Annotated in this window: 13 protein-coding genes and 1 pseudogene; 1 reads left to right on the top strand and 13 read right to left on the bottom strand. The window is 64.2% G+C overall.

The features are described 5' to 3' along the window. Window positions 1-114: 114 nt before the first annotated feature. From DW355_RS04525 to DW355_RS04505, 5 genes are all read right to left on the bottom strand, one after another. Complete coding sequence (locus DW355_RS04525; protein WP_131278146.1) at window positions 115-3,057, bottom strand: site-specific DNA-methyltransferase; 2,943 nt, start codon at window positions 3,055-3,057, stop codon at window positions 115-117. A gap of 50 nt (window positions 3,058-3,107) precedes the next feature. After that, window positions 3,108-3,959 carry an NYN domain-containing protein gene (locus DW355_RS04520; protein WP_131278145.1) on the bottom strand — a complete coding sequence of 284 codons (852 nt, stop codon included), beginning with the start codon at window positions 3,957-3,959 and terminating at the stop codon, window positions 3,108-3,110. A 211-nt stretch (window positions 3,960-4,170) separates the two neighbouring features. Further along, on the bottom strand, window positions 4,171-7,278 hold the full coding sequence (locus tag DW355_RS04515; protein WP_131278144.1) for a BPTD_3080 family restriction endonuclease: 3,108 nt from the start codon (window positions 7,276-7,278) through the stop codon (window positions 4,171-4,173). 90 nt (window positions 7,279-7,368) lie between these two features. Then, the gene (locus DW355_RS04510; RefSeq protein ID WP_131278143.1) at window positions 7,369-7,656 is read right to left on the bottom strand and encodes a KTSC domain-containing protein; all 288 of its coding nucleotides are present in this window, start codon (window positions 7,654-7,656) and stop codon (window positions 7,369-7,371) included. A gap of 60 nt (window positions 7,657-7,716) precedes the next feature. Beyond that, entirely contained in the window at window positions 7,717-8,628 is a 912-nt protein-coding gene (locus tag DW355_RS04505; protein ID WP_131278142.1) for a LysR family transcriptional regulator, read from the bottom strand. Between the two features lie 155 nt (window positions 8,629-8,783). On the opposite strand from DW355_RS04505, the gene DW355_RS04500 reads away from it, so the two are divergent. Further along, entirely contained in the window at window positions 8,784-10,460 is a 1,677-nt protein-coding gene (locus DW355_RS04500; protein WP_131278141.1) for an FAD-dependent oxidoreductase, read from the top strand. A 29-nt stretch (window positions 10,461-10,489) separates the two neighbouring features. On the opposite strand, the gene DW355_RS04495 is transcribed toward DW355_RS04500, so the two are convergent. From DW355_RS04495 to DW355_RS04460, 8 genes and pseudogenes are all read right to left on the bottom strand, one after another. Then, window positions 10,490-12,286, bottom strand: coding sequence for a carboxylesterase/lipase family protein (locus DW355_RS04495; protein WP_242671300.1), 1,797 nt, complete (start codon window positions 12,284-12,286; stop codon window positions 10,490-10,492). Window positions 12,287-12,397: 111 nt separating this feature from the next. After that, window positions 12,398-13,312 carry a 3-hydroxyacyl-CoA dehydrogenase family protein gene (locus DW355_RS04490; protein ID WP_131278140.1) on the bottom strand — a complete coding sequence of 305 codons (915 nt, stop codon included), beginning with the start codon at window positions 13,310-13,312 and terminating at the stop codon, window positions 12,398-12,400. Window positions 13,313-13,365: 53 nt separating this feature from the next. Then, window positions 13,366-14,121: an SDR family oxidoreductase gene (locus tag DW355_RS04485; RefSeq protein ID WP_131278139.1), complete on the bottom strand. Its 756-nt coding sequence runs from the start codon at window positions 14,119-14,121 to the stop codon at window positions 13,366-13,368. Further along, window positions 14,118-15,026 (bottom strand): SDR family NAD(P)-dependent oxidoreductase, encoded by a 909-nt coding sequence (locus DW355_RS04480; RefSeq protein ID WP_131278138.1) that lies wholly within the window; start codon window positions 15,024-15,026, stop codon window positions 14,118-14,120. The genes DW355_RS04485 and DW355_RS04480 overlap by 4 nt, the downstream gene beginning before the upstream one ends. Before the next feature lie 17 nt (window positions 15,027-15,043). Beyond that, complete coding sequence (locus DW355_RS04475) at window positions 15,044-15,976, bottom strand: 3-keto-5-aminohexanoate cleavage protein (protein ID WP_131278137.1); 933 nt, start codon at window positions 15,974-15,976, stop codon at window positions 15,044-15,046. Window positions 15,977-15,987: 11 nt separating this feature from the next. Next, window positions 15,988-16,698, bottom strand: coding sequence for an ABC transporter ATP-binding protein (locus DW355_RS04470; RefSeq protein ID WP_131278136.1), 711 nt, complete (start codon window positions 16,696-16,698; stop codon window positions 15,988-15,990). After that, window positions 16,695-17,450: an ABC transporter ATP-binding protein gene (locus DW355_RS04465; protein ID WP_131278135.1), complete on the bottom strand. Its 756-nt coding sequence runs from the start codon at window positions 17,448-17,450 to the stop codon at window positions 16,695-16,697. Before DW355_RS04465 ends, DW355_RS04470 begins: the two co-directional genes overlap by 4 nt. After that, window positions 17,447-18,675, bottom strand: a pseudogene (locus tag DW355_RS04460) (branched-chain amino acid ABC transporter permease). Before DW355_RS04460 ends, DW355_RS04465 begins: the two are co-directional and overlap by 4 nt. Between the last annotated feature and the right edge of the window lie 5 nt (window positions 18,676-18,680).

Below are 18,680 nucleotides of genomic sequence, written 5' to 3'. Positions count from 1 at the left end.
CATCAGCTTTTAACAAAGCGTCCTGATTCATGTCGTCATCAGCGACATGTCACGCAAACGTGGTGGCGTTTCTCGATTTTTGCGACATGTGCATCCATCAAGGCGCCACCAGCTTTAAGCAACCCTGAACACCTTCATCACCTCATCCCCCAAATGGTTGATCACTTTCACAGCGATGCGACCGCTGCTCGGCTTGTCGAAGGGGCGTGACACGTCGCTGTTGAGCGAATCCCAGGCTTCCTGATTGATTTCAGCCTTGAGCGTGGTCTTGAGGGATTTGTAAGGGTCGTTGGCGCCGAGGAAGTAGGCGTGGCGAACGAAGAAGCTTTCTTCGTTGTAGTCGGTGTCGATGAACCAGCAGGCGATGCCGTCGGCGCCGTCGCTGCGCACTTCGCCCGTGCTGGGGTCGAACACGTCCACGCCGTTGACCTTGACTTTCAGTTCGCCGGTGGCCCGCTCACCGGCCTTGAGCGGCTGGTCGGTGGCGGCATCCAGGATGGTGATGTCCGGCTCGCCAAAGATCACGAAGAGGTTGCCCTTGCCCGTGTTCTTGAGGTCTTCGGCCATGTGCAGATCGGCGTTCATGCGCGCTTTCAGCACAGGAATGCGCCCCAGCTTCTCGAACTCGCTGCTGTGCGCGTCGTAGTTGAAGGCGCAGGCCACCAGCACGTCAAAACCGGCATCGCCCGCCTCCTTGGCGGCGCTCACCAGATCAGGCCGCGAGACGGTGCCGAACTCGGGGCCGATGAAGATGGCAGCGCGCTTTTCGGCGCCGCTTTCGCCTTCGCCTCGACCTTCGATATAACGCCCCTCCCCACACACATAACTGCCCGGCCAGGGCGTGAGCGAGGTGAAGCTGATGCGATCCTGCTTGTGCGCCTGCTGCACACCCGCCGTGCGCAGGTTTTCCAGGATGATGGCGGCGAAATCACGCACGCTGGTGCCGCCGTAGCCGGCTTCGGGTTCGGCGGCCTTGTTGCCGTCCATCACATCGCCGTTTTCGTCCACGCCCAGTGTGCGATGGGGCGAGAGGCTTTCCACGGTGAAGGGGCCGGCCACGCGCACCTTCTTCTTGTCCTCGTACGGCTTGTCGTAGAGAAACTCGAACTCGGCCTTCGCGGCAATGGAAGCGTCGATTTCCTTTTGCCGGGCGATGCGCTGTGCCCACCAGTCGGCGTGCAGCTTCCGGATTTCTTGCACGCGTGCATTGCGGTCTACAGGTGTCGTCGTGACCCGCTGTTGAAAGCCGCTGATCAGCCAAGAAGGAATGTGCGGCTCGATGTCGCGCGGCACGTCCCATTCCTGCCATTGCTGCTCGGCCAACTCGTTGAGCTTCACGCGCAGTGGTTCCAGAACCGCATGGAACTTTTCCCAGATCACGTCTACCTCAGCGTTCTTCGTGATCGAACTGAGCATGATGTGAGGCACCCGCTCGTAGACAAAACCGTGGGCGATGTTGCCGCGCGTGACGCGGGAAGACAACGCGCTGCGTGTGACCTCGGCTTCTTTCAGTTGTCCCTCCGGGCTATCCGCCAGCAGGTAATAGGGATAACGCGCACCCATGATGCGCGCCCGGGCCAAGGCCAGAGCAACACGCGAGGTGTCAATGGTGATCCAGCGACGACCCCATTGTTCGGCTACGTAGGCGCTCGTTCCGCTTCCGCAGGTCGGGTCGAGTACGAGGTCGCCGGGGTCTGTGACCATCAGCATGCAGCGCTCTATAACCTTTGACCCTGTCTGAACTACGTAAACCTTATCTTCTGTGAACGATCCGGTTCCTGTATCAGTCCATATGTTCGAAAACGGAATTACGGGAAAATCGTTTAGATATCGTATGTATTGAACCGTACTTCCCACCGTCGGCCATAAACGCAAGGACTTTGCAAGTCTATTCAGACCGAGCATGTCTGATTTAAAAGTACCTTTGCCTGGCGTGTACGTTCGGCCTTGAAAATAGAACTCCCGCACATCGCTCTCGCCGGCAGGACGCGAGCTAGTAATGTTGTCGGGTCGAAATTGGCGAGCGCCCTCTGGCAAAGACTCATTTCCATTTCTTTGATCCGGCGTCATTCTCTGACTTCTTCCATCGTCGAAGCGAATCAATGAATAAACCTGATCAGTAGATGAGCCTGCAGATTTATCTTGAAATAGCGGTCGATATTTCATGACGGTACGCTTTTTTGCGTACCACAGAAGATAGTTAGAGGCCGCGGCCAAACTATCGCTCGCACGTCCCGTTGTAGTCCTAAAAGCAATTTGGGTGACAAGGTTCTCATCCCCAAACACCTCATCCATCACAGACCGCACCCGGTGCACGTTCTCATCCCCGATCTGCACAAAGATCGAGCCACTCTCGGTCAACAGATCGCGTGCCACGGTCAGGCGATCACGCAGATAGGTCAAGTAGGAATGGATGCCGTCACGCCAGGTGTCGCGAAAGGCTTTGACCTGTTCGGGCTCGCGGGTGATGTGCCCGGCGTTGCCGTCTTTCACGTCGCGGCTGGTGGTGCTCCACTGGAAGTTGCTGTTGAATTTGATGCCGTAGGGCGGGTCGAAGTAGATGCACTGCACCTTGCCGCGCAGGCCCTCGCGCTCGGCCAGGCTGCCCATGACGGCCAGGCTGTCGCCCAGGATCATGCGGTTGGCCCAGTGGGCATCGTGCTGGTAGAACTCGGTCTTGGCCTCATTGCTGGGCAGGCCGTTGAAGTCGGCAAACAAATCCGCCACAAACCCCGGCTGCTGGGTGGCGGCTGCGGTCTGGGCGGCCTCGGTCTGGCGCTTCAGGTCGTCGATCAGCACCTTGGGGTGGACTTTTTCCTGGATGTAGAGCGGCGGAGCGTGGACGACCAGATCGCTCCAGTCCTGCACGTCCTTGCCGCGCCAGACGAGTTGCGGGTCCAGGTCCTGGTTGCGGCGCTCGTAGGCCACGCGGATGGGGGCCTTGTCCTCGTCGCGCAGGATGCTCTGGTATTCCGCCGTGGGAATGTTCTTGCGCGTGGCGTCGTCGTGCTTGAGGGATTCGACCTGAAGCGGGGCTTTGGGTTTGCGGGTGGCCATGTTCTTTGACTAAAAGCCTTTGCCGATAAAGGTGGACAGCATTCCGTTAACTAAGTTGCAGGCTGGTCAGGCACTGCCTGGGGCAGGGGAGCTGTCGCTTGTTCTGTCCCGGGGCGTTTGAAGCCTGACTGCAATCCATCAATGTGCTCGAATAGATCGTCGTTGATGTTCTGCCACAACGGATCAAGGATGAACTCCATACCTTCCCTGCGCGCCAACTTGGCGGCGGGCACAAAGTCGCTGTCACCCGCAACAAGGATGATGGTGCTGACCTGCTTTTTTAAGGTCAGGCTGGCGATGTCAATGGCGATGCGCATATCCACGCCCTTCTGACGCAGCCCTAGGCTCACGTCACCCGCCTGAATGCCCTGCCAGAAGTTGTACGTCTGCAGGAGCTGTTGAGCCTCGGCGGCACTGAGCTGAAGCTGAACAGCTTGGGGGTTCGCCCCTGCGGGCAGTTGCTGCTGCAGAGCTTGCAAAGGTGCGAGAGCTTGACGGGTCTTGAGGATGGATTTGGTCAGACGCGGCGACAGCGTCCAGTCGTGGTCTCGATTGACTTTGCCCAAACGCAACGCGACCTTGCGCTCCTTGCGCAACTGATCGAACAATGAATGCCTCTGCTGAGCCACATCCGACTTGGCAAAGTCGATGGACTTATTCGAAACGGGATGATGCGCCTTACCGTCATAGGGCTGGGCATCGTAGAAGAAGCAGCGATACAAATGCTGCTGCCACAGCTTTCCGCTGCCCCCCTTCAGCCGCATGATGTGGTTGAAGCAAAGCTTGCGTACGCAGCGCGCGATTTGATCTGGCGTGTCACACTGGCCAGCCTCGACCAGCCTGCTCAGGCGTTTGAGGAAGAAGCCACCATCGATCAGTATGGCAATCTGGCCGGAGCTCATACCGGCCTCGCGCGGCTAAGGCCAGAAATGAAACAGCCCCAGGGGTTCGGCACACTCTCAGGATAGGTGAGAGGGCTTACTGCCAAGGGGCGGATGTGCTGCGCAGTATAGCAAATCCATCCCCATACGGCACAAAGATGACAGCTAACCATTTTGTTGCCGTCAACAAAATGGTTCAACGGCGCAGTTGCTGCCATCGCCAATAGTGTTCTCATATCGCCTCCCTTGCGGTGATGCTGTTTTCAACCAGCTGATCAAAGGCCCTCGCCATCTCCTGGGCAAAGTCGTCCTGCATGGCATAGACCTCGCTGAATTCGGCAAAGGCCCACCGGCCGTGGGTGCCCAGGGCATTGACGCCGGGCAGCCAATACACCTGCATCGTCTCTTTCTTGACCTTCGCGTCTTCGCCCCGGTAGCCCTTGATTTCGACGATGAGGTTCAGCGGCTTGTCCGGCCCATGGCCATCGTCCACACGCAAGATGAAATCCGGCCGGTAACGGCGCGCCTCGCCCGCCATGAGGTAGGGCACTTCAAAACCAAGGTTGTGGTTCTTCACATAGGCCAGCACTTGGGGATGAGCCTCGGCGACACGGCAGAACTCAGCCTCCCAGTCGCTGTCGGTGATGATCCAGTTGAGGTGGCACTTGGGGCCGCCCACCGACATCCCGCTCGTGTCCCAGCGCGTCGTCTTGGAGGTGTTGAAGTTCACATACCGGGTCGTGCCCACCGGGTTGTACGGGTCAAGCAGGGCGCGAATGTAGCTTTCGCCCGCTTCGATGTGCGCCCGATTGATGGCTGCGGTGATCTTCTCGCAGGCCATATCGGCCAGCTGTAAGTACATCAGCTGGGCTGGGAAGGTATTGCCAAGGCAGATCAGGTGCTGGTCCAGCCAGTCCTTGGCAATGCGCTTGAGTTGACCGAAGAGGTGTAGCTTCAACTCACCATTGGGGTCGCGGTACTGGGTGCTGAGCAGATGCTTGGTGAGGTGCATGAGCAGCGTGGGCTGCCGCATGTCCCCCAGATGCTTCAAGTCAAGATCAACACCTTCACCGATGATGCCGGCGTTGTGTGTGCGGGACGGCCCCACCAGTTCAGGCGTGAGCCTAAGCGTCGAATCTTCCGTGAAATGCGCGGTGATGCGCTCTTCGGGCAACTCCACCCGGTAGCCTTCTACGCGAGGGAATCGGATTTCCAGATGGTCCCGATCGGGTTTGACGGCCTTGACCTGTACCGTGTCGCGTGGCGGTTGCGGCGGGGCGACGACCGGCTCGGCATTGAAATTGAAGGGAATGCCGAGCACGTCGGCGTATTCGACGTTGAACAGCCCCTCGTCATTGAGGTCGTAAGACTGGCGGCGCAAGGCACGACCAATCACCTGCTCACACAGCAACTGGGTACCGAAGGCGCGCACGCCCAAGACGTGAGTCACGGTGTTGGTGTCCCACCCTTCGGTGAGCATGGAGACGGAGACCACGCAGCGGATGGATTCACCGAGCCTGCCGGGCTTGCCCACGGTGTTCATCACTTCGCGGAGGATGGCCGCGTCGTCCAGCTCCTTGCCACTCTTCAACTCATCGGCCAGTTTGCCGCCACGCTCCAGGATTTCATGACGAAACTGCTCAATCTCCGGCCCCGCCATCGCGCGGAAGTTGTCGTCCAAGGCCTCGCCGGATTCCAGCTGTTCGCTGTCGATCAGCAGGGTGCGCGGGCGCGGCAGCGGCTGGTTCGCATCGTCAAAGTTGCGGAACAGGCTCAAGCGACCGTTGACCACAGTGGGGGTGCCGTCGGCGTTCTGGCGCTGAAAGCCAGAGATGTAGTCGTAGACCAGCTTGGATGTGGACGTGTTGTTGCACACCACGATGAAGCAAGGGGGCACGGTGATGCCCGCCTTGCGCCACAACTCGTAAGTCAGCTGGTAGTGGCCGTACAGAGCTTCCAGCGCGGTCTGCAGGCGGGTGGGCAACTTGAGCGGGTCCAGCCCCTCGGACTTGCCCCTGCCCTTCTTGGGCATGTCCTTGCGGATGTTTTCCCATAGATTACGGAACACCGGCAGATCATCCTTGCTGGCACCGGGCAGGTTGTCGGCGACAGGCACACGGGGAAGCTTGACGATGCCGCATTCGATGGCATCCATGAGGGAGAAGTCGCTCATGGTCCAAGGGAAGAGGGTACCTTCCACATAACCCGAGCCGCGCAGAAAAAAGGGCGTGGCCGAGAGGTCCATGACGCGCGTGACGCTCAGCTTGCGGTTCACGGCCTCCAGGCCAGAGATCCACAGGCGAGCGGCTTCGTTGTTCTCCTCAGCTTCTTTCTTTTCGTCGCCTGAAAGTTCGTCGTCTGTCTCGGTGGTTTCCGCCTTGGGCTTTTCGCGGTAGCAGTGGTGGGCCTCGTCGTTGATGACCATGACGCTGGACAAGCCCATGAGTTCAGGCATGACACGTTGCAGCATCTGGCCTTCGGTCTCCAGCGTGTTGAGCTCTTCACCACCCCGACCTTGCAACAGCAGGCGCCCGCCCTTGGACAGCTCCATGCGCTCGCGCAGCTTGAAGGCGTGGTAGTTGGTGATGACGATCTTGGCTTTGCCCAGGTCGGTCATCATGTCACTGGGCACGAGTTCGCGGCTGGCGTAGTAGCTGTTGGGGTCATGCGGCTGCAGTACCTGCAGCCGGTCCTTGATGGTGAGGCCGGGAGCCACCACCAGGAAGCCGCGTGTGAACTTCTTGCTGGTGGGGCGCCGCACGGCGTTGATGGTCTGCCAGGCGATGAGCATGGCCATGACCGTGGTCTTGCCGGCACCCGTGGCCAGCTTGAGCGCCAGCCGCATCAAGCCAGGGTTGGCGTCGTCGTTGGCGCTTTGCAGGTGATCCAGAAAGGTCTGCCCCACCTTGCCCCGGTTGGGCGCAACTTCGGTCAGCCAAATCGCGGTTTCCACCGCCTCCACCTGGCAGAAAAAAGGCCGCACCCCGCTGAAAGGATGGCTACGCCAGTGCTGAAGCAAACGGGCGGTTTCGGGCGTCACGCCCCAATCGGCGGGATTAGGAATGGCGCGCCATTTGTCCACTTCGGCTCGCACGCCGTTGATGATTGCCGAGTGGTATTGCTGGTTCTCGTCCGAAACGTTGCTGCCCAGCCCAAGTTCGGTCTGCTGGACCTGGCCCTTCAGCTTTTTGGGCTTGGGAATGGGGGTGATGAACTCAGCCCGACGCCGGGAATCCTTGATGCGCTGGGTAGGTTGCCCACTGGGGTCCAACTCCCAATGCCGCCCAGGATAGGCGTATGGCGAGTTGAGGATGGGCTTTTTGAAGAATTCTGACGACACGCGAAATTGACTCCCTTGAAGTTTGCCGCCACCCCGGACGCCAAATGAGATCGTTTGTTTTGTTTTCCATTCTAAGTAAACGACCTACGTTTACTCCCCAAACAACCCTCTGAGTTTCTGCGCCGCTTCCGATTCCTCGCCGCTACCTCCCTTGCCGTCACTCTTGCCCATCGCCACCCCCTTCGGATATTCCTCCGCAATCCGATCCTCCCAATACGTGGTCGGATTGGGCGCGCTGCAGAGCCGGCGAAACACTTCCAGCGGCACCTGCTTGTAAGCCAGCACCGTCTTGTCGTCGCGGTGCAGGTCCAGCTGCTGGGTGGTTTCGTCGTAATCGGCGCGGCGAAAACGGCCGCTGGTGAAGGTCTTGCTTTGCATGGCTCATTTTCACCGGCGACGAAGCCCCCCGCAATGCGGGCGCCACGGGCTTTAGCCCCTTCACCCCGCCGCCAGCGTCTTGCGCAACACCGCGATGAACTGCCGCGCCGCCGCCGAGAGCGAGCGGCCCTGCTTGAGCACCAGGTGGATGTCGCGCGAGACCTTGGGCGCGGTCAGGGTCTTGGCGACGAGGTCCGGGTCGCGGGCGTCGGTGAGGTAGGCCGCGGGCATGAGGATGGGTTCCATGCCGTTGCGCGTCATCCACAGGGCGGTTGAGAGAAAGGTCACCTCCTGCGTGACGTTGAGGCGCACGCCCGCGCGCGCGGCCGACAGCTCGATCAGCGGGCGGATGCCGTAACCCGGGCGCACGGTCATGACGGGCAGGCCTTCCAGGTCCTTCCAGCGCAGGGTGCGGCGCTGGGCCAGGGGATGGTCGCGCGGGCAGACCAGGCTGAGGTGGTCGCGCAGCAGGGTTTGCAGTTCCACGCCCGGGCTCAGGCGCTCGGGCGCGCCGATGCCGAAGTCGGTCTGCTCGCTCATCACGCGGGAATAGAACTGGTCAGGCGCGCAGTCGTCCACGACGATGCGGATGTCGGGGAACTGCGCGCGGAAGGCGCGGACCACGGGTGGTAGCAGGATTTCGGCCAGCGTGGGCGTGACCACCACGGTGACGCGCCCGCGGCGCAGCTCCGTCAAATCCTGCAGGCCAGCGCCCAGGGTGTCGAGGTCGCGCAGGATGCGCTCGGCCATCTGCACCGCCTCGTGCGCGGCGGAGGTGGGCCGCAACGAGCGCGTGGTGCGATCGAACAGCAGTTCGCCCAGGCCTTCTTCCATCTGCCGGATCAGCAGGCTCACCGCCGGTTGCGTGATGAAGAGCTGCGAGGCCGCCGCGCTGAGCTTGCCCAGGCGGTAGACCGCGACGAAGGCCCGCAACTGCTTGAGCGTGGGCGAGTAGGCGCGTTTTTTATTCATCAGGAAAAATCATATTTGGATATGAAAAATTGAATTTACCTGAGGGTCAGGATTGAGTCCAATGGTGAGCAGCCATGGAGATGGCTTCCGTGTCGGGCGCAGGCCCGCCTTCTTCAACACCCCGCATCCCGCTGGACTGAACCCAAAGAACAACGATGACCAATGCCTACGACGCCGATGTGCTGATCGCGGGGTCAGGCCCTGTGGGCCTGACCCTGGCCATGGACCTGGCGGGCCGGGGCCTGCGCGTGACCGTGATCGAGCAGCGCCGTTACGCCGAGCCGCCGCCCGTCAAGTGCAACCATGTGTCCTCGCGCACCATGGAGCAGTTCCGCCGCCTGGGCGTGGCGGCCAAGCTGCGCGCGGCCGGCCTGCCCGAGGACTACCCCAATGACGTGGTGTTCCGCACCCGCATGACGGGCATCGAGCTCACGCGCATCCCCATCCCCTGCCGGCGCGACCGCTACACGGCCACGGGCGGGCCCGACACCTGGTGGCCCACGGCCGAGCCGCCGCACCGCATCAACCAGATCTACCTGGAACCCATCCTGCTGGACCACGCGGCGGCCCTGCCCGGCGTGACCCTGCGCAACCGCACGCAGTTGCTGGACTTCACCCAGGACGCCGACGGCGTGTCCGCCCGACTGCGCGGCCTCGATAGCGGGGAGGAATCCACCCTGCGCGCGCCTTACCTCGTGGGTTGCGATGGCGGCGGCTCCACCGTGCGCAAGCAGATGGGCACGCAGCTCGAGGGCACGGCGCTGATCCAGCGCGTGCAGTCCACCCACATCCGCGCGCCCGGGCTCAAGGCCTTGCTGCCGGGTGAACCGGCCTGGTGCTATTACGCGGTCAACCCGCAGCGCTGCGGCACGGTGTTCGCCATCGACGGGCAGGAAAACTGGCTGGTGCACAACCACCTGAACGTGGACGAGCCCGAGTTCGATTCGGTGGACCGCGACGCCTCGATCCGCCACATCCTCGGCGTCGGCGCTGACTTCGAGTACGAGGTCGTCTCCAAGGAAGACTGGGTCGGGCGCCGCCTGGTGGCCAAGGAGTTTCGCAACGGCCGCGTCTTCATCGCGGGGGACGCGGCCCATCTGTGGGTGCCTTACGCGGGCTACGGCATGAACGCCGGCATCGCCGACGCGCTCAACCTGTCCTGGCTGCTGGCCGCGCGCCTGCAAGGCTGGGCCGACGAAGGCATCCTCGACGCCTACCAGGCCGAGCGCCAGCCCATCACCGAGCAGGTGTCGCGCTTCGTGATGAACCACGCCCAGCAGATGATCAAGGCGCGCCGCGCCGTGCCCCCGGACATCGAAGACCCGGGCGAGACCGGACAACAGTCACGCGCCCTGATCGGACTGGAGGCCTACGAACTCAACGTCCAGCAGTTCTGCTGCGCCGGCCTGAACTACGGCTACTTCTACCAGGGTTCGCCCATCCTCGCGGACGACGAAGAACAGGCCCCCGGCTACACCATGGGCGGCTTCACGCCCTCCACCGTGCCGGGCTGTCGCACGCCGCATTTCTGGCTGGACGACGGGCGCTCGCTCTACGACGCCCTCGGCCCGGGCTACACCCTGCTGCGCTTCGACCCCCGCGTGGACGTCACGTCCTTGCAGACCGCAGCCCAGGCGCGCGGCCTGCCGCTGCACGTGCTGGACCTACAGGGCGAAACGCAATTGCCCGAGGCCTACCGCCACGCCCTGCTGCTGTGCCGCAGCGACCAGCACGTGGTCTGGCGCGGCGACGCCCTGCCGGCCGAGCCCGCCGAACTGGTGGAGATGCTGCGCGGCGCGCGGGCAAGGCCGGCGCAGGCTAGGGCGGCTTGAGGGGCAACACGCCCCCTCAAGCCCGACCGTCACTGAGCAGTGATGCGCTTGTCCGTGGGCGTGGCGTCGAAGCGCAGCGAGGACGGCCAGCGCGGCCAGGTGAGGCCCAGGCTGGCGTCGTTGGGGTCGCCCTGGCGCGCGAACATCCCCACACTGCGCATCATCGCGTTGGACAAGGCCAGACGACCGGGCTCATTGGCCTTGGTGAAGGAAATGTTGGCGTACAGCGAGGGGCCGAAATTGCCGAACACAAAGGGCAGGTCAAAGGCGTGCGCGGCGCCGTAGATGTCGTTGAAGGGGGCCGGCAGCTCGTCCCAGTCAAACCGGTAGTGCCACACACCGGCTTGCTGTGACTTCAGCGCGTTGAGCACATCGTCACGCAAGGCCATGAACCAGATCCTGGAGAGTTCTTCACTGCGCGCGTTGAAGCCGGTCTTGGGCGTGTCCACCGGCAGGTAGGGCTGCGGTATCCATTGCTCGACCGTGGTGGTGGGCGACTGGTCGGGCTGGTAGCGGTGGGCGAGGGAAAAAACGGCCGCGTCGTCCAGCAGGCGACCGCTCACGCCACCCAGGCTGGGCCGCAACGCGAAGAACGAGGGGAACAATTTACCCTCGTCACGGGTGTTGCCGGCCAGCACCGGCACCTTCACGTAGCGCCCTGCCTTGATGGCGGCGATGGGGTCGCTCGCGACGATGGCACCGTCGGGCATGACGTTGGCGGCCGCCATGCCGCGCGGCGCCAAGCGGGTGCGCACCGTGGTCAGCAATGCGTCGGCGGACTTGCCGCGCAGGTAGGCTGCGAGCTGCTGGGGTGAGCGCGTCGCGATCCAGGCCTTGGCGGCGGCTTCGTCGGCCGCGGTTCCGTCGCTGATCAGCGATTCCACCAGCAAGGCGTTGCCTCGCTCGGCCCACAGGGCATAGGGCTGAACCACCGCGATGGACCCAGCGGGCATGCTGGCCGCCGTGGAAATGCCACCGCTCAGGGCGATGAGGCGGTGGAACAAGGGCGTGGACCGCGCTGCGACCGTGGGCGACGTCAACAGCGCATAGATGTTGACCGCTCCCGCCGACTCGCCCATCAGCGTCACTTGCCGGGGATCACCCCCAAAACTCGCGATGTTGCGCTGGACAAACTCCAGCGCCTTGACGATGTCCAGCAAGGCAAAGTTGCCGGAGTCGTCGGCGACATCGCCCGTCTTGAGCGGCGCCAGGTTCAGGAAGCCGAAGATGCCGAGCCGGTAGTTGACCGAGACGACCACGGCATCGGCCGTTTTGGCCAGCGTGCCACCGTCGTAGACCGGATCGCCCGTGTAGCCCGTGATGTTGCTGCCGCCGTACACCCAGACGATGACCGGGCGGGGTGCGCCGGACGGTGACGACGGCTTGGAGGGTTGCCAGATGTTCAGGTAGAGGCAGTCTTCGGAACCGACCGTCTTGCCCAACGTGTCGCCGATGGTGGCGTCGTAGCGGTTGTTCAGGCCGGGGCCATACAGGCGCCCGGTCTGGACGCAGGCCGGGCCGAACGCCTGGGTGCGCCGCACGGAAGCCCAGGCTTGCGGATCGGCCGGGGCCTTCCAGCGCAAGGCACCCACCGGCGGCTGGGCATAGGGCACGCCCTTCCAGCTGTACAGCCCCTCTGACGCGGATTGGTCCACCCCCAGCACGGAGCCGACCGAGGTCGAACGCTGCGTGACAGTCGCCGTGTCGGCCTGATGGGCGCAGCCCTGCGTCAACATCAGCGCGATGGCCAGCGGTAGCCAGGCACCCCAGGTGCGCCAATTCAGGCGGAAGCGGGCTGCGTGTACAAGTCCATTTGTGTCATTCATAGTGTCTCCTTGGTCCATGGCGGGTTCTTGGGATGGCGCGCGCCTCGACGTTCTGATGGCTGAACGTGTCGCGTGTTCTGCGGGAATGGCGCGAATCTGAGTGCATGGCCGCTAACTTCGCGCCATGCGGCGCAGATGCCGATCCAGCTCCAGGCGCAGCTGGTCCGCACTTTCGGTGGTCCAGCTGCGCAAGCCCTGTCCGGCTTTCATGCCCACGTGACCCTGGGCGATGAGCTGGTCCAGCAGGGGAGACGGCTCGGCATTCGTCTTGAGCGCCGGGAACATGACGCGGTGCACATCACGGGTCAGCTCCAAGCCGACGAGGTCGGCGTTCTCCATGGGGCCGAGCACGGGGCCACGCAAGCCAAAGCTGTTCTTGACCACGGTGTCGATGGCTTCCGCGTCGCAGATTCCGTCTTCAATCAGGCCAATGGCTTCCCGCCACATCGCGTGCTGCAGCCGGTTGCCGATGAAACCTGTCACGTCGCGCTGGACTTTCACGGGCCGTTTGCCCACGGCTACCAGCCACAGGTACATCTGCTCGAAGACCTCCACGCGCGTGTAGGCCGTGCGCACCACCTCGACCAGGGGCACCAGATGTGGCGGGTTCCACCAATGCGTGCCGAGCAGCCGGCCGCGCGCGCGCTCGCTCAATCGGGCGCCGATGTCCGTGATGGGGATCACGGAGGTGTTGCTCGCCAGGATGGCGTGATCGGGCGCGGCACGCGCCACGTCCTCGAACAATTGCTGCTTCAGCGCCAGCCGCTCCGGCACCGCCTCGATGACCAGATCGGCATGGACCGCCGCCCGCGTCGGCGAGACGTCCGTGGTGATCCGCCCGAGGACCGGCCCCGGCTCATCGCCCTCGTCCGCGAGGTTCTGGCGTATCTGCGCCAGGGCCCGGTCCAGGACGGCCGGGTTCGGGTCGCTCAACACCACGGTGTGACCCGCGCGCGCAAACACCTGTCCGATGCCGTGCCCCATGAGGCCGGCGCCGATGACGGTTACCTTGATCGTTGTGTCCATATCCGTTCACCAATGCAAGCACCTGAGCAAGCGACTGCCCCGCGCTGACTGGGCTAGAGGTCGTTCACGTACATGCGGTTCCAGGCCGGGCTGATGATCAGCTGATTGATGCAGACCCCAGGCGGCAGCTCGGCGATGAAACGGATGGTGCGCCCCAGGTCGTCGGGTTGCAGCATTCGGCTGCGTTCCTCGGCGCTGGGCGGCACCGGGCGGGTATCGAGGATGGGCGTAGCCACCTCGGCCGGGCAAATGCAGCAGGCGCGGATGCCATGCACCCCGTCTTCCATGTTGATGGTTTCGGTCATGGCCGTGACGGCGTGCTTGCTGCCGTTGTAGGCCGGCCCCGTGAGCTTGGGGTGGTGCACGCCTGCCCAGGATGAAACATTGATCACCAACCCGCCGCCGCGTGCGCGCATGGCCGGCAGCACGGCATGCGTGGTGTAGAAGATGCTGTCCAGGTTGGTGGCCAGCACCTGGCGCCAGCCTTCCACCGATTGGTCGCGCCAGAAGCGCTTCGGCGTGTTGGTGCCCGCGCTGTTGAGCAGCACGTCGATGCGCCCCGCATGGCGGGCCAGGATGCGCGCCGCCACCGCCGAGACGGCCGTCGCATCGCTCACGTCCAGCACTTCCACTTCGGCTTTGCCACCCTGCGCACGCACGGTCTCGGCTGCGGTCTCGAGCACGGAGGCCCGCCGGCCTGAAAGCACCACCGTCGCACCGGCTGCGGCCAGGGCCTGCGCGCCCGCCAGCCCGATGCCCGAGCCGGCCCCCGTGACCCAGGCGATCTGCCCCTGCAACGGGCCGCTCACGATGCGAGCTCCTGCTCGGGCATGCCTTTTTTCAGCTCGTGCTCGTACTGCGCCCAGCCCGATTGCGGCACAAGCTCACCACTGCGGTCCTGAACGTCGGCCAGGCGGTCACACAACAGCTCGCCGGCATCGGCACAGGCTTCGTCCGCGATGTGGATGCCCTGGGTCATCGTGATGTGGGCTGCCTCGAAACTGCCCGCGCCCGCCAGCATGATCATGCGGGTGGGCGCGTCCTCGACCACCAGAGGCACCAGCGCCGGGCTGACCTGCTCCGGCGCCAGCTTGGCGAGCACCTCGGGCGGCAGCACGCCATGCGTCATGCCGGTCGCGGCGGTCGGGGCCAGGCAGTTGACACGGATGTTGCGTTTCATGCCTTCGAGGGCCAGGGTCTGCATGAAGCCGACCAGGGCCATCTTGGCGGCACCGTAATTGGCCTGACCAAAGTTGCCGTACAGGCCGGACGACGAGGTGGTCATCACGATGCGGCCGTACTGTTGGTTCTGCATCTGTGCCCACACCGCCTTGGTGGCGTTGACCGCGCCCATGACATGCACCTCCAGCACCAGGCGGAAGTCGTCCAGCGGCATCTTGGCGAAGGTCTTGTCGCGCAGGATGCCGGCGTTGTTGACGAGGATGTCGATGCGGCCCCAGGCCGTCATGGCCTGGTCGGCCATCGCCTGCATGTCCTCGGCGCGGGTGACGTCGCCCAGGTGCAGATGGGCTTCGCCACCGACGCTGCGGATGTCGTCCACCACAGCGCGCGCAGCCGCGCCATTGGTGGCGCCCGCGATGTCGTTGACGATCACACGGGCGCCATGGCGCGCGAGTTCAAGGGCGTGCGCGCGGCCCAGCCCGCCTCCGGCTCCGGTGACGATGGCGACGCGGTTGTGCAGCAGTTTTTTCATGATGGATGGGGTGAGGTTCAGAAGTTGACGGCGTCGGCGCCCTTCAGGTTCAGCATGGCGCGAGCCTCGGCGGGCGTTGCGATCTCCAGCGACAGTTCGTCGAGGATGCGGCGAATCTTGCGCACCTGCTCGGCGCAGCTGCGCGCCAGCAGCCCCTTGCCAAGGTAGAGGCTGTCTTCCAGACCCACGCGCACATTGCCCCCCATGACGGCGGCCATGGTCAGCAGCGGCATCTGGTGTCGCCCCGCGCCCAGCACGGAGAAGCGGTAGCCGTCACGCCCGAACAGGCGGTCGGCCGTGCTGCGCATGGTCACCAGGTTCTCCGGGTCGGCGCCGAGCCCTCCCAGGATGCCGAAGATGCACTGCAGGAAGATGGGCCCGTCAATCAGGCCTTCGTCACGGAAGTGGGCCAGGGTGTAGAGGTGCCCCACGTCGTAGCACTCGAACTCAAAGCGGGTGCCGCGTTCGCGGCCCAGCACCTGCAGGATGTGCTTGATGTCGGCGAAGGTGTTGCGGAAGATCAGGTCTTCCATGCCTTCCACGTAGGGCTGCTCCCAATCGTGCTGCCACTGCGAGATCTTGCGCGCCGCGGGGTGGATGGAGAAGTTCATCGAGCCCATGTTGAGCGAGCACATCTCGGGCGCGGCCTGCAGGGGGTAGGCCAGGCGTTCGGCCAATGTCATGCGGGTGCTGCCCCCGGTGGTGATGTTGATGACGGCGTCGGTCGCGGCCTTGATGCGGGGCACGAACTGATCGAACACCTTCGGGTCCGGCGTGGGCCGACCATCGACCGGGTCGCGTGCGTGCAGATGCAGGATGGCGGCGCCCGCCTCGGCCGCTTCGATGGCCTGCGTGGCGATCTGCTCGGGCGTGATCGGCAGGTAGGGCGACATGGTGGGCGTGTGCACCGAGCCGGTCACGGCGCAGGAGATGATGACTTTGTCGGACATGAAGCTTCTTTCTAGACGGCCAGCCACCGCGAGAGCAGGGCCGGATCGGATTGCAGTTGTGCGGGGACGCCCTCGAACACGATGCGGCCGTGTCCCATCACGCAGACACGATCGGACACCTTGAGGGCAATGGCGAGTTTCTGTTCGACCAGCACGACGGAGACCCCTTGCGCGCGCATGTCGCGGATGCACTCACCGACTTGGGCGACGATCATGGGCGCCAGGCCCTCGGTGGGTTCGTCGATGAGGATGACGCGGGGATTGCCCAGCAGCGACCGGCAGATGGTGAGCATCTGCTGCTCGCCACCCGACAGGCTGCCCGCGCGCGTGTGGCGCCGTTCCTTGAGGCGCGGGAAATAGTCGAACATCTGCTGCACCGTCCAGCGCGGCGCGCCGGGTGTGGCGGGCTGTTCACCCATGCGCAGGTTTTCGTCGACCGTGAGGTTGGCGAACACCTCACGCTCCTCCGGCACATAGGCCAGGCCCGCGCGGCAGATGCGATTGGGCTTGGCGCCCGCCAACTCCTGATCGGCCAGGCGCACGCTGCCAGCGCTGGGCGGCACCAGACCCATCACAGCCTTGAGCGTGGTGGAGCGACCCGAGCCGTTGCGCCCCAGCAGGCTCAGCACCTCCCCCTCGCCAACGCTGAAGGCCACGCCCTGCAGGATGTGGCTCTTGCCGTAGTGGGCGTGCAGATTCTCGACTTGCAGCAGCGGCGTCATGCGGCGACCTCCTCGCCCAGGTAGGCCTCGCGCACGCCTGAATGCTGGCGGATCTCGTCCGGCGTTCCGGTGGCGATGACCTGGCCATAGACCAGCACGCTGATGCGGTCGGCCAGCTTGAAGACCACGTCCATGTCGTGCTCGACGATGAGCAGGGCGCGGCCCTCGGTGACCTCGCGGATCAGTTGCAGGGTGTAGTCGGTCTCTTCGCTGGACATACCGGCCATGGGTTCGTCCAGCAGGATGAGCTGGGGGTCTGAAGCCAGGGTCATGGCGATCTCCAGCGAGCGTTGCTCGGAGTAACTTAGCTCACCGGCCAGCGTCTGGGCGCGCGCTTGCAGGCGCACGCGCTCCAGCAGCTGCTGCGTCGCCTCGCGCAGGCCGGGCAGGCGGTCGATGCGGCGCCAGAAGGCGGTCGGCCATGCTTGCTGACGCAGCACGGCCAGGCGCAAGTTCTCGAACACCGAGAGCTTGGGAAAGATGTTGGTGATCTGGAACGAGCGTGCCAGTCCCATGCGGTTGATGCGCCGCGGCGCGGCACCGGTGATGTCGCGGCCGTGAAACATGATCCGGCCCGCCGTGGGGCGCAGATTGCCCGAGATCAGATGGAAGAGCGTGGACTTGCCCGCCCCATTGGGCCCGATCAGCGCGTGGCGCTCGCCGGGCGCGAGATCGAGGTCCACACCCCGGATGATCGCGGTCTCGCCAAAGGACTTGTGCAGGTCTTGCAGTCGCAGGATGGGCGCGCTCATGATTGGCCCTCCTCCTTGATGCGCAGACGCCGCTGCGCATCAACCAGCAGCACGCCGCCCAAGGCGAGCAAAGCCAGAGGCAACACCCACGTGACCACGCCCGTGGCTGCCCAGGCCTTGCCAAACATCGTGACGGGCGGCAACGACGGGGCCAGAGCCGCCAGGGCGCGGTAATCATGCGAACACAGGCGCTGCAGCAACTCGACCAGGAACACCGCGCCTGCGGCCAGCAACAAGGCCGCCAGCACGCAGGCCAGCAAGAGCGGCAGCGCGCGGGCCACGCCAAGGCGCCGGACCCGCCGCGCCGCCGCGCCGCCCAGGCCCACCAGGCCCTGGGGCATGAACATCATCACCAGCACGAACAGCACGCCCTGGTAGAGCAGCCAGGCCTGGGTGGTGTCGGACACCGCATACCCGAAGAAGGTCATCAAGGCCGCGCCCAGGGCCGGACCGAGAAAGACACCCACCCCCCGATGTAGCTGTTGAGCACGACGCTGGCCGAAACGCCGGCATCGAAGACCACGTAATTCGCCGACTCATTGGCCACCGCCTGCAAGGCGCCGGCCACGCCCGAGAACAGTCCCGAGATCGCGAACGCCGACACACCGAGACCATGCACGTCATACCCGAGGAAGCGCAGGCGATGGCTGTTTTCACGCAGGCCCAGCGTCAGCCTGCCAGCGGGCGTCAGGGTATGGAAGTACAGCAACAGCAGTGAGAGCAGCACCCAGCCCAGCGTGAGGTAATAGACCTGGGTGCTGGACCCGAAGTCCAGGCCCCAGGCCGGCATGCGCATGGCCGAGATGCCGGATTCGCCCCCGAACAGGCCCTTGAGTTGCGGCGCCAGTGCGTGCAGGATCTCGGCGATGGCGAGGGTGATCATCGCGAAGGCCGTGCCGCTGCGCTGCGTGGCGAACCAGCCCGCGACGACGCCAAACGCCAGCCCCGCGGCCGCGCCGGCCAAGGGCATGAGCGGCGTTGGCAGCAGCCCGGCACCGCCCAGCGCGTTCATGGCATGGACGGCGGCGAAGGCACCGACACCGAAATACGCGGCATGGCCGAACGAGAGCATGCCGGCACGGCCCGCGAGCAGGCTGTAGGCGCTGGCGAACAGCGCGGCGATCAGCATCTGCACGGCGGCGTTGATCAAGGCGGCCGACAGCAGGCTGGGCAGCGCGAGGAGCAGGATCACGCCGCCCAGGAGAAGGGATAAAGTAGTACGCATGCGGA

It is taken from the genome of Hylemonella gracilis, assembly GCF_004328645.1.
In the GTDB taxonomy this organism is placed as follows: Bacteria; Pseudomonadota; Gammaproteobacteria; order Burkholderiales; family Burkholderiaceae_C; genus Hylemonella; species Hylemonella gracilis_B.
Note: the sequence above shows the minus strand (reverse complement) of the source record. Positions and strands in the feature narration are given on the sequence as shown.

What these genes read in the sequence shown, in the direction of transcription:
- DW355_RS04525 (WP_131278146.1), bottom strand. Translation starts at nt 3,057, where the DNA reads ATGGCCACCCGCAAACCCAAAGCCCCGCTTCAGGTCGAATCCCTCAAG.
- DW355_RS04520 (WP_131278145.1), bottom strand. Translation starts at nt 3,959, where the DNA reads ATGAGCTCCGGCCAGATTGCCATACTGATCGATGGTGGCTTCTTCCTC.
- DW355_RS04510 (WP_131278143.1), bottom strand. Translation starts at nt 7,656, where the DNA reads ATGCAAAGCAAGACCTTCACCAGCGGCCGTTTTCGCCGCGCCGATTAC.
- DW355_RS04505 (WP_131278142.1), bottom strand. Translation starts at nt 8,628, where the DNA reads ATGAATAAAAAACGCGCCTACTCGCCCACGCTCAAGCAGTTGCGGGCC.
- DW355_RS04500 (WP_131278141.1), top strand. Translation starts at nt 8,784, where the DNA reads ATGACCAATGCCTACGACGCCGATGTGCTGATCGCGGGGTCAGGCCCT.
- DW355_RS04495 (WP_242671300.1), bottom strand. Translation starts at nt 12,286, where the DNA reads ATGAATGACACAAATGGACTTGTACACGCAGCCCGCTTCCGCCTGAAT.
- DW355_RS04490 (WP_131278140.1), bottom strand. Translation starts at nt 13,312, where the DNA reads ATGGACACAACGATCAAGGTAACCGTCATCGGCGCCGGCCTCATGGGG.
- DW355_RS04480 (WP_131278138.1), bottom strand. Translation starts at nt 15,026, where the DNA reads ATGAAAAAACTGCTGCACAACCGCGTCGCCATCGTCACCGGAGCCGGA.
- DW355_RS04475 (WP_131278137.1), bottom strand. Translation starts at nt 15,976, where the DNA reads ATGTCCGACAAAGTCATCATCTCCTGCGCCGTGACCGGCTCGGTGCAC.
- DW355_RS04470 (WP_131278136.1), bottom strand. Translation starts at nt 16,698, where the DNA reads ATGACGCCGCTGCTGCAAGTCGAGAATCTGCACGCCCACTACGGCAAG.
- DW355_RS04465 (WP_131278135.1), bottom strand. Translation starts at nt 17,450, where the DNA reads ATGAGCGCGCCCATCCTGCGACTGCAAGACCTGCACAAGTCCTTTGGC.